General features: G+C 58.3%; 11 protein-coding genes. 8 read left to right on the top strand and 3 right to left on the bottom strand.

Features of this window, described 5'->3' with window-relative positions; translation table 11 throughout:
• Positions 1-5: 5 nt before the first annotated feature.
• Positions 6-908, bottom strand: coding sequence for a 3-keto-5-aminohexanoate cleavage protein (locus QA644_RS31030; protein WP_194730601.1), 903 nt, complete (start codon positions 906-908; stop codon positions 6-8).
• A gap of 101 nt (positions 909-1,009) precedes the next feature.
• On the opposite strand from QA644_RS31030, the gene QA644_RS31025 reads away from it, so the two are divergent.
• On the top strand, positions 1,010-2,002 hold the full coding sequence (locus tag QA644_RS31025; protein WP_239603012.1) for a GlxA family transcriptional regulator: 993 nt from the start codon (positions 1,010-1,012) through the stop codon (positions 2,000-2,002).
• Here QA644_RS31025 and QA644_RS31020 read toward each other — a convergent pair.
• Positions 1,977-2,852 (bottom strand): LysR substrate-binding domain-containing protein, encoded by an 876-nt coding sequence (locus QA644_RS31020; protein WP_239603014.1) that lies wholly within the window; start codon positions 2,850-2,852, stop codon positions 1,977-1,979. The two genes, QA644_RS31025 and QA644_RS31020, sit on opposite strands and share 26 nt — an antisense overlap.
• Before the next feature lie 111 nt (positions 2,853-2,963).
• Between QA644_RS31020 and QA644_RS31015 the strand changes: the two genes are divergently transcribed.
• The 5 genes from QA644_RS31015 (at position 2,964) to QA644_RS30995 (ending at position 8,133) form a co-directional block, all read left to right on the top strand.
• On the top strand, positions 2,964-3,887 hold the full coding sequence (locus QA644_RS31015) for a DMT family transporter (RefSeq protein WP_283072936.1): 924 nt from the start codon (positions 2,964-2,966) through the stop codon (positions 3,885-3,887).
• A 236-nt stretch (positions 3,888-4,123) separates the two neighbouring features.
• Positions 4,124-5,266, top strand: a complete 1,143-nt coding sequence (locus tag QA644_RS31010) for a TRAP transporter substrate-binding protein (protein ID WP_283072935.1) — start codon at positions 4,124-4,126, stop codon at positions 5,264-5,266.
• A 37-nt stretch (positions 5,267-5,303) separates the two neighbouring features.
• Entirely contained in the window at positions 5,304-6,011 is a 708-nt protein-coding gene (locus QA644_RS31005) for a TRAP transporter small permease subunit (RefSeq protein ID WP_283072934.1), read from the top strand.
• The gene (locus QA644_RS31000; protein WP_283072933.1) at positions 6,008-7,750 is read left to right on the top strand and encodes a TRAP transporter large permease subunit; all 1,743 of its coding nucleotides are present in this window, start codon (positions 6,008-6,010) and stop codon (positions 7,748-7,750) included. Before QA644_RS31005 ends, QA644_RS31000 begins: the two co-directional genes overlap by 4 nt.
• A 92-nt stretch (positions 7,751-7,842) precedes the next feature.
• The gene (locus tag QA644_RS30995) at positions 7,843-8,133 is read left to right on the top strand and encodes an acylphosphatase (RefSeq protein WP_283072932.1); all 291 of its coding nucleotides are present in this window, start codon (positions 7,843-7,845) and stop codon (positions 8,131-8,133) included.
• A 67-nt stretch (positions 8,134-8,200) separates the two neighbouring features.
• Here the strand turns inward: QA644_RS30995 and QA644_RS30990 are convergent, their stop codons facing one another.
• Positions 8,201-8,398, bottom strand: coding sequence for a hypothetical protein (locus tag QA644_RS30990; protein ID WP_022712721.1), 198 nt, complete (start codon positions 8,396-8,398; stop codon positions 8,201-8,203).
• A gap of 402 nt (positions 8,399-8,800) precedes the next feature.
• Here QA644_RS30990 and QA644_RS30985 point away from each other — a divergent pair, with 402 nt between their 5' ends.
• Entirely contained in the window at positions 8,801-9,244 is a 444-nt protein-coding gene (locus QA644_RS30985) for a helix-turn-helix transcriptional regulator (RefSeq protein ID WP_283072931.1), read from the top strand.
• An 8-nt stretch (positions 9,245-9,252) separates the two neighbouring features.
• On the top strand, positions 9,253-11,097 hold the full coding sequence (locus QA644_RS30980) for a peptide antibiotic resistance protein (RefSeq protein ID WP_283072930.1): 1,845 nt from the start codon (positions 9,253-9,255) through the stop codon (positions 11,095-11,097).
• Positions 11,098-11,100 lie beyond the last annotated feature (3 nt).

The raw sequence follows: 11,100 nt of genomic DNA, 5'->3' as shown, positions 1-11,100 counted from the left end.
GGCCCTCAGCGCTTCGTCAGTTTCAGCTTCTTTCGGACCTCTTCCGGTCCGATGATGCGCGCGCCCATGCCTTCGACCACCTGGACTGCCTTTTCGACAAGCTGGGCATTGGTGGCAAGCGTGCCCTTGCCGGCATAGAGATTGTCCTCCAGGCCGACACGGACGTTTCCGCCGGCGAGAATAGCCGCTGCCGGATAGGCCATGGCGTTGCGGCCGATCGAGAAGGCCGAAAAGGTCCAGCTCTGCGGCACGTTGTTGACCATCGCCATGAAGGTATTGAGATCGTCCGGCGCCCCCCACGGGATACCCATGCAGAGCTGGATCAGCACCGGGTCCTCGATCAGGCGTTCTTCGGCAAGCTGTTTGGCGAACCAGAGATGGCCGGTATCGAACGCCTCGATTTCTGGCCGCACACCGAGATCGGTCATCTTCTTCGCCATCGCGCGCAGCATGCCTGGCGTATTGGTCATGACATAGTCGCCGAGACTGAAGTTCATGGTACCGCAGTCGAGCGTGCAGATTTCCGGCAGGCATTCGCCGACATGGCTGACACGCTCGCTGGCGCCCGCCATGTCGGTCCCTTTTGGGTTGAGGGGCAGAGGCGTTTCGACATTGCCGAAAATCAGGTCGCCGCCCATGCCGGCCGTCAGATTGAGCACGACATCGATCTCGGCGGAGCGGATGCGATCGGTGACTTCCCTGTAGAGGTCGTTGCGCCGGCTTGCGGCACCGGTGTCCGGATCGCGGACATGGCAGTGAACGACTGCCGCCCCAGCCTTGGCGGCGTCGATCGCGGAATCCGCGATCTGCTTGGGAGTAACGGGAACGTGGCTGGATTTCGAGACCGTATCGCCGGCGCCGGTCACGGCACAGGTGATGAAGACATCGCGGTTCATCACAAGAGGCATTTTGTTCTCCCTCGTATTGAAACCATTACGCGGCAAAGCTCCGGCCATTGCTTTGCATTAACGGAACTAGGTGATACAGTTTTGGAAATCGTGGAGGGTCAATGCTGACGCGATCGACAGAACGGCTCGATATAGACCTTCTGATATTGCCGGAAACGAACCTGATCCTGATCGCCTCGGTGATCGAGCCGTTGCGAGGCGCCAACCGCATTGCCGGCAGCGAGATCTATCGCTGGCGTCTATTGACCCCGGATGGCGATCCGGCTCCTACCACCAGCGACATCCCGGTTCCCGCCTGCGCGCCCTTCAAGGCTTCGGCCGATACGGCGCCACTCTTCGTGCTTGCGAGCTACAACTGGCGGCAAAGTGCCACTCCGGCCCTGAAGATGCAGCTTTCGCAGGCTGCTCGCTACCGAAGGATGATTGCCGGCATCGAATCCGGCACGTGGCTGCTTGCCGAAGCAAGCCTTCTTGATGGGTATTCTGCGACTATCCATTGGGAGGATTTCGAAGATTTCGCACTCGCCTACCCGCAAGTTCGTGCCTCAAGGGACCGCTTCGTCATCGATGGCAAGCGGCTGACCACTGCCGGCTCATTGCCGACCGTCGATCTGATGCTCGAGGTGATCCGGCAGCGGCAAGGTTATTCGCTGGCGCTGGAGGTGAGCCGGCTCTTCAGCTACGAACAAGCAAATTTCCATTCCGAGCACGAGCTTTCTCCATCGACTGTCAGTTTGCGGATGCGCGATCCGCGTGTCGCTCACGCGATCCGGTTGATGGAAGACAACATCGAGCAGCCTTTGGTTCTGGCCAGGCTTGCGCGCCGCGTCGGCATCAGCCCGCGCCACCTGCAGGGGCTCTTTCAGGAGAGCATTGGGGCGCCGCCGCATGTGCACTATCTGGCGTTGCGGTTGAATGCTGCCCGTCGCAAGGTGATCGAGACCAAGGCATCTTTTGCCGATATCGCTGCCGCAACCGGCTTCAATTCGGCTTCCGCCTTTGCCCGGAGCTACCGGGCAAGCTTCTCCGAGAGCCCCTCCGACACCCGGCGACGCCTTCGCCGTCGCATCATGTTGGCGCAAGAGCGGCCATAGGCTGGAAGGCCTCCCGCACCCTTTCGGCCAGTTCCTGGATCGCCGCGGTGGAATGATGCCGGCTGCGGCGCAATACGACCCGGGATGAATCGACCAGCGGAAAGCCATCAGCACTCGTCAGTTCCCGGCATCCGGGCGGGATGTTGCTGCGGGAGAGCGTGGTCACCGCAAGCCCGGCGGCGACCGCGTTCTTCAGTCCGGAACTCGTATCGGCAATGAAGGCAATGCGATATCTGCGGCCGTGCTGCTCCAGCGAACGAAGTGCAAAATCGCGGCACCAGGTTGAATTTCTGTAAATTGCGATCGGCAGCGGATCGGCGTCGTGTAACCGATGCACCAGCGAGGTCACCCAAACCGTAGGGTCGATGCAAAGTACCTCGCCGTTGATCTGATTGCTCCAGTCGAAGACGACGGCGAGGTCCAGTTCGTCGCGTTCGAGCGCTGCGAGATTATGGGATGTGTAATCGCAAGAGATCGTCACCTCGACGGCCGGGTGGCGCACGGAGAATGCAGCAAGTGCGGCCGGCAATACGGTCTGACTATATTCTTCGGGGATACCGATGCGAACAGGCCCGTCCAGCGGCTTGGTCCGGATCGTCGCCGTTGCCTCGTTCAGAAGGTCGATCACCCGTCGGGCATAGGGAAGGAGCTGCGTTCCAGCGCCTGTCAGAGCAACGCCGCGCGCGCCTCTTTCGAAAAGCGTTTCGCCGATCGTGTCCTCTAGTCGTTTCACCTGAGCGCTGACAGCCGACTGGGTTCGGCCGATGCGCTGGGCGGCGGCCGAAAAGTTCGACGTTTCGGTCACAACCAGAAAGGTCCTCAGCAGGTCGCTTTCAATTGGTTCACGCATGGGCAGCCACAAAGAAATCCGATGGCAGACATCTCTACTATTCGTTTGCCTGATGTCAATTACGGGCGCACACAGATCGTGTCGCTTCAGTCTTGTCCCAAGGCAGCCCGCATGACCATCCATCTTCAGGCACGTTCCTTCGCGCTCAGCGAGCACGAAAAAGGCATTGCTCTTGTGGTCGCCGCAACTCTTGCCTGGAGCGCCAGTGGCCTCTATTCGCGGCTCTTGACTGTCGATGTGTGGACGACGATCGCCTGGCGCTCGCTTTTCGGCGGTCTTTTTCTCCTGGTTCCGAGCCTCTTCCTGGAAGGCGGCTTTTCCAGCCGTCAATGGCGCTCGGTCTTCCATCCCTCGGGTCTTGCGATGATTGGATGTCAGACCTTCAGTCAGGCCTGCTTCATCGGCGCACTCTATATGACCAGCGTTGCGAACGTCACGATGATCTACGCCACCGCCCCCTTCATTGCCGCCCTCTTCGGCTGGCTGATCCTGAAGGAGAAAGTCGCAAGGCGAACCCTCGTTGCCGGAGGCGTCTGTTTCTCGGGAGTGGCGGTCATCGTGGCCTCTTCAATCGGCGGCGGCACAGGAACTGGCGACCTTCTGGCGCTCGGAATGACCGTCTCATTTGCCCTTGTCATCATCATTCCCCGCATCAACCCCGATGTGCCAAGCCTTCCCCCGACTATCGTCAGTGCGTTTCTCACCCTTATCCTCTTTGCACCTTTTGGTTCGATCGGTTCCCTTGATCTTCACAACTGGGTCGTGCTTGCGGCATTCGGGGCTACGAATTTCTCCATTGCGCTGGTTCTGTTCCTTGCGGGTGCACGACGTATGGCGCCGGCGGAAGCTGCCCTTCTCGGCACCATGGAAATCGTTCTGACACCTTTCTGGGTCTGGCTGTTCTTTGCCGAACAACCGCCGGCCGCCACGTTCTTGGGCGGTGCAATCATCCTGGCTGCCGTGCTCTGGCATACGATCATCGACTTCCGCCGTTGCCGCCGGATGCTCGCAAAGGCTGAGAATTCTCCTTTCTAGAATTGGGCGAATATTCACAAACCACCTTCCCGATCGCCTGTTTTCCTTCGATGAGTCGTGCGGATTTAAGGAAATGCTCAAGTGTCCATTTTTGCAATCTTTGCTTGGGGCTCGTTGAGGAGTATCATCTGAAGTTAAGAACCTAGATCATGAGCGGGATGCGGGCGGACACGGCATGCCCTTTCCTCATCCCGCCCATCAAAGGGCGAGAAAGCCCATGCTTTCGGGAGGAAGAAATGAAACGCAGAACCCAGGTCGAGGGGAAAACGTCGCGCCGTAAATTCCTAAGCGGCGCAGCCATGGCCGGCGCGGCGATGATGGCGGCGCCAAGCGTCGTCAAGGCGCAGGGGCCGGTCAACATGCGCTGGCAGAGCACCTGGCCTTCCAAGGATATCTTTCACGAGTTCGCACTCGATTTTGCACAGAAGGTCAACGACATGACCGGCGGTGATCTCAAGATCGAGGTATTGCCGGCGGGTGCCGTTGTGCCGGCCTTCGGCCTGCTCGATGCGGTCTCCCAGGGGACGCTCGACGGCGGCCACGGCGTGCTTGTCTATCATTACGGCAAACAGACGGCGCTGGCGCTCTGGGGCTCGGGTCCAGGCTTTGCGATGGATGCCAACATGCTGCTTGCCTGGCATAAATATGGCGGCGGCAAGGAGCTGCTCGCCAAGCTTTACGAATCGATCGGCGCGAACGTCGTCTCGTTCCCCTATGGCCCAATGCCGACACAACCGCTCGGCTGGTTCAAGAAGCCGGTCGCCAAAATCGAGGATATCCAGGGCCTGAAGTTCCGCACCGTCGGCATTTCGATCGACGTCTTCACGGCTCTTGGGGCCGCGGTCAACGCGCTGCCCGCTGGAGAAATCGTTGCGGCGCTCGACCGCGGGCTGCTTGATGCGGCCGAGTTCAACAATGCCTCATCCGACCGGGTCCTCGGTTTTCCAGACGTTTCGAAGATCTGCATGCTGCAAGGCTATCACCAGAATGCCGAGCAATTCGAAATCATGTTCAACAAGACCAAGTATGACGGCCTGCCCGAACAGATGAAGGCAATCATCATCAATGCCGTCGAGGCGGCGTCTCAGGACATGGCCTGGAAGGCGATCGACCGCTATTCGAAAGACTATGTCGAGATGCAGACGACCGACAAGGTGAAGTTCTATAAGACTCCTGAGGCGATCCTGAAAAGGCAACTGGAGGTCTACGACGAGGTGGTGAAGAAGAAGGCCGGCGAAAACCCGCTGTTCAAGGAGATTCTTCAATCGCAGATCGCCTTCGCAGAGCGGGCAACGCGATGGGAGCAGGACACCGTCGTCGGCCGGCGGCTCGCCTTTGATCACTACTTCGGACCAAACGGGGTGGCAAAGGAACTCTGACGTATGATTCAAGCATCACCGGGCAGGAGCCCCGGTGATGCTTGCAGTGAGGATATGCTCTTTCCCGGGGGCACGCGTGAACGTTCAGCATTTTCTGCTCAGGGTGGATGCCGTCAGCGTGTGGGTCGGAAAAGCTTCGGCCTGGCTCATCATCGGCCTGATGACGCTGGTTTGCATCGAGGTGTTCAAGCGTTACATCCTGAACATGCCCACGGCGTGGATCTTCGACGCCAGCAACATGTTCTATGGTACCCTGTTCATGCTCGCCGGAGCCTACGCGCTGGCGCAGAATGCGCATGTGCGCGGCGATTTCCTTTATAGCTCGCTAAGGCCCCGGATCCAGGCTGGTCTCGATCTCGTCCTTTACGTCCTCTTCTTCCTGCCTGGCGTCGCCGCCCTTGTTTACGCCGGCTATGACTATGCGGCGCTTTCCTGGCGGATCGGCGAGCATTCGACGGTGACCGCAGAAGGCCCGCCGATCTATTACTTCAAGACGGTCATTCCGGTGGCGGGCGCGCTCGTCATGCTGCAGGGGCTTGCCGAAATCCTTCGCTGCATCGTCTGCCTGAGGACCGGCGCGTGGCCGGCCCGGCTCAAGGACGTGGAGGAGATTGACGTTGTTGCCGAGCAGCTTGCGCAAAGCGAGCACGTAGACGCAAAGACGCGCGAGGCAGCCATCGAGCGCGCCCACGACCTAGACAGGGCCGCGCGTCAACGGGGAATGGGGGGAGATATCGAAACGTGAGCGATCCGTTCCTCGGGCTGATGATGCTGCTTCTCATCGTGGTCGTCATCATGATGGGGTTCCCGACCGCCTTCACGCTGATGGGGCTCGGCATGCTCTTCGGCTTCTACGCCTTCTATAATCCCGCCGAGCACTGGATCGACAATCGCGTCTTCGACCTGATGGTTCAGCGCACCTACGGAGCAATGACCAACGACGTCTTGATCTCCATCCCGCTCTTCGTATTGATGGGCTACGTGATGGAGCGCGGCGCGCTGGTCGACAAGATGTTCTACAGCATCCAGCTGTCGTTCCGGCGCGTCCCTGCGTCGCTTGCCGTGGCAACCCTGATCGTGTGCACGTTCTGGGGGATTGCGAGCGGTCTCGTCGGCGCCGTCGTCGTGCTGATGGGGGTGATCGCCATGAGCCCGATGTTGCGAGCGGGCTATGACGTGAAGCTTGCCTCCGGCGTCATAACCGCGGGCGGTACGCTGGGCATCCTGATCCCGCCCTCGGTGATGATCATTGTCTATGCGGCGGTTGCCGGGCAGTCCGTGGTCAAGCTCTACGCTGCGACGATGTTTCCAGGTTTCTTCCTCGCGTTCCTCTATCTCGCCTATATTCTCACCTGGGCGGCGATCAACCCGAAAGTCGCGCCCGCCTTGCCGGAGGAGCAGACGCGGGTTCCGGTGGCAAGCTGGATGCGCAGTCTTCAGGCGGCCTATTCGCAAAACATGATGCTCGGTCTTCTGCGTGCATTGACCTCGCCATCGAAGGCGATGGCACTCGAAACGGCTGAGGGACGGCTCACCTACTGGACGCTCCTCAAGAATTTCTGTGCAGCCCTCGTGCCCTTCTCCTTGACTGCATTCACGCTGCTGCTGGTGTGGTGGTATGTTGTTATCCATCCGCAGGCCTTAGGCGAGGCGGAAGCCCCGGAAGGGCTGGAGCAGCTCGGAGCGCCTGCGGCGGATGCGAGCGCTGCCATGGTCAATGGCCCGGCGACGAGCTTCTACGTGTCGTTCGCACTCGTTGCAGCAATCGCTGCTGCGGCCCTTTCCCGCTACTACTACAACATGGGTGCGGAGCGGCTTCAGGTGATAAAGCTTCTGGTGTCCTCCGTCATGCCGCTTGCGGTCCTCACTATCGTCGTGCTCGCCGTCATCCTGTTCGGTATCACGACGGCAACCGAGTCTGCCGCAGTCGGCGCGGCCGGCGCCTTCCTGTTGGCATTCCAGGCCAGAACGCTCAACTGGAAACGCACCAAGGAGGCAGTATTCCTGACGGCGAAGACGACGGCGATGGTCTGTTGGCTCTTCGTCGGCTCCGCGCTTTTCTCCGCCGTTTTCGCCATCCTGGGAGGGCAGGCGCTGATCGAAGAATGGGTGCTGGCGCTTGAGTTGACACCGGTGAAGTTCATGATCCTGTCGCAGGCGATCATCTTCATTCTTGGTTGGCCGCTGGAATGGACCGAGATCATCATTATCTTCGTGCCGATCTTCCTGCCGATGCTGAGACACTTCGATATCGACCCCATCCTTTGGGGCGTCCTCGTCTTCGTCAATCTGCAGGCAGCCTTCCTGTCGCCGCCGGTGGCGATGTCGGCTTACTATCTCAAGGGCGTTTCACCGCCGCACGTCACGCTCAACCAGATCTTCGCAGGTATGATGCCCTACATGCTGATCGTCATCCTTTGCATGGTCATCATGTATGTTTGGCCGGGAATGGCACTTTGGCTTCCGAACTATCTCTACGGCTGAAAGATGCTTTGCGCCGTACTGCGTGCACAGAAGGTGCTTGCATTTCCTTTCATGCACTTCACATTCACGAAAAGGCATTGAGGGAGGTGGTCATGACGGATGATCGCAAGGCGACGCTCGTGCACATATCGGGAAGGGTCCAGGGCGTCAGCTTCCGCATATGGACAAAGACCCAGGCACAGCGGTTCGGCTTGACCGGCTGGGTGCGAAACGAAGATGACGGATCTGTGACCGCGTTGATCGCCGGACAGGATGCGGCGGTTTCCGCAATGTTGAAACAGTTTTGGAACGGACCCGTCGGCGCGTCCGTTTCCAGTGTCGTGACCGAACAGGCCTCCTTGGATGAGGCGCCATCGGACTTCCGAATCACGAGCTCAGGCTGACGGCCTTCGGAGAGGCATTTGTTATGGCGCCCCAGACGTCAAACGCTGGATCCGATGACAAGCCCGGCTAGTGCGTTGCCGATTTCTGCTTGGCAATCGTCAGGATATAATCGTCGGCTATATCAGCGACCGCCATGGCGATCTCTGCTGCCGAAAACTCCATTAGCCTCTCGCTGAAAATGATCTCGTGCACGGCCTCTTCGATCTTCTGCCGGCAGGCAAAAAGACGATCGGCATGATTGACCTGTATAGAAGGTAATTCCATAGTTCTCATAACTCCGATCCTTAGCGGTGGTGATCACCGACGACGCATCGACCCAATAGAAAAGCTCGCTGACACTGCGATTGCTCGCCACGATCGGCCGAAAGCCCCCAATATTGACGGAGGAAGCATAACTGTAAAAATTGCCGGGGATGCGTGAAATCGACGTGACACAATTTTAAATAGCAGTATAGTATTTCATGCTAAAACACGCTGCCCCCGGGACTCGTCGCAGGTTTATTCCCAAGTCAGGTACCTTAAATTGAAACCAGTTAGACTTGGTTGCATAACATTAAGACGATCCGTGGTGGGACACCAAGAATATCGTTCGATAAAAGATCACCTTTAGTTGCATTTTTGACGGAATGCATCATGATGCACGTCGCATGAGCCATGAGGGGCCCCATGAAGGCGAAATCTCCAAATGCTATTGATGTATATGTAGGCGGGCGTCTGCGGCTCCGGCGCAAGGTTCTTGGCTTGAGCCAGGGCAGTTTAGCGGAAGCCTTGGGTATTACATTTCAGCAGGTGCAAAAATACGAGAAGGGTATGAACCGAATTGGTGCCAGCAGGCTCCAGAGGATTGCGGAAATTCTCAGAGTCCCCGTCGGGTACTTTTTCGAAAACAATGCGAGCGCGTCACCCGATGTCGAGCCGCGGCGCGAGACGGATGATGTCACGCTGTTTATGACGTCGAAGGAGGGAGTGGCACTCAGCAGGGCATTTCTGGCAATCGAAGATCCTAACGTCCGTCAAAAATTGCTTGCCCTTACCAGGAGCCTTGGCTCTGCAAACCCGGTCGAGAACCATCGCGACAGTTCCAGTCAGATAGAGCCCGAGCGAGGATAAACACTTTGATGCTGTATCTGCAGACATTTGGCGATCTGCGACTGACCGATGCGAATGGCAACGCCATTCGCTATCCGGCCAAAGGCCTGGTGATGGTCGCCTATCTCTTCAGCCGCAAGACCCATGAACTGAGCCGTCATGAGCTCTCGGAGTTTCTGTGGGCCGACGCGGAGGCCGAGCTGTCGGGACTTAACCTGCGCAAATTGATCTCACGTATTCGACAGATCGACGACGATACGAACGCGGCGCTGCTTCAGATCACCTCCAGTTCGATCCGGCTTCGCACGGAGGCTCTTGCCGTCGATCTTCAGGCTCTCGACAGCGCAATGTCCCCGTTGGCGCGATTGAGAGCGATCAGCGACCTGCTTCAGCGGGATTTCATGGCAAGCGTGAAACCTTCAACCAGGTCGATCGACAACTGGATCACGGGAGAGCGTCGGAATCACAGATTGAAGCTGCGCGAAGTGCTCTTTGACGCCCTGCCACATGCCCAAAGCAACGATGATGTCCGGGCAATATCCACCGCGGGCCTTTATCTTCTGGAGAAAGATCCGGGCGATGAAGAAATCAGGGAAATGCTTCGCCAACTATCTGGAACCAGTCTGGCTGACGGGGATAGGCGTGAAAAGGCAAGCAGGCTAAAAATCGACGCCCTGCCGTCGAGCCCGCAAGACGCGCTCGTTCGCATCGAGCCTGGCAAGCCTTCGTCGTCAGTCCTTCCTCGAGTCGTGCTGCTTCCGCCAATCCCACAGGGACATGTTGCCGGGCTCGCTATTGCCAACGCCCTGATCGAAGACGTCACCATCGAGCTTTGCGCGCTTCGCAACATTTCTATTGTCGCACCGCACACGGCCGAGCAAATTCGTCGCGACTCCGACAAAGCCCAGGTCGTTACGCGGCATTCGATCTCTTATCTCCTTGAAACGCGGCTTTCGGCTGAGGGGCTCTATGCCCAGCTTATCTATTTTCCCACCGACGAGGTCATCTGGGCAACGCGCTTTACGATGACATCGGATGCACTGCCGACACAAAGGCGGCTCATTGCTCAGAGGCTGACCTTTTCCCTTGTGCGGGAGCTGGCGAAGAACGAGCAGGCCAGATTGAACATCGAGGCCGATCCTCAAGCGTATCATTCCTATCTCGTTGGCGCGAGCTTGATGGGCAAACTGACGTTGCCTCATATCCGCAAGGCACGTGGCGCCTTCAAGGAGGCCCTTCGGTACAATCCCAACTTCTCGCCAGCATTTGCCGGTCTTGCCCGCACCTATACGAGCGAGTGGCTTGTGACCGCGCAGGGAAACGAAGAGCTGCTGCGCCTTGCGGAAACGAGCGCTGAGAAGGCCATCGAAGGGGATTCGATATTTGCCGGCGGACATCGAGAATTGGGGGTCGCCAAGCTTTATCTCGGCGACGTCGATCACAGCGTTTCCGCCCTCAGCCTGGCGGAGGAATTGAGTCCGCATTTTGCCGACGTCATCTATAGCCATGCTGACACGCTCGTACATGCGTCTCGCCCGGGGGACGCGCTGTCGAAGATCAAAAAGGCGATCTCGCTCAACCCGATATCGCCCGACGCTTATCTCTGGTGCGCCGCAGGGGCATGTTACTTTCTTGAGCAGTATGAAGACGCAATCGATTACGTGGAGGCAATGAAAGACAAAGCACCGGCTCACCGGATCGCGGCGGCGAGCTGTGCGATGATCGGCGATCGAAAGCGGGCACAGTTTTACCGGCAACGCGCCGAAGCACTGAATCCTGTTTTCGATGTCGAGAAATGGCTCTCCGTCGTTCCTTTCAAGGAACAATGGCAGAAGGACCTTTATCGGGAAGGCCTTTTAAAGGCCGGATTTTAAAAC

It is taken from the genome of Rhizobium sp. CC1099 (genome assembly GCF_029714385.1).
Lineage (GTDB): Bacteria > Pseudomonadota > Alphaproteobacteria > Rhizobiales > Rhizobiaceae > Rhizobium.
This window is presented reverse-complemented; position numbering and strand designations above follow the sequence as displayed.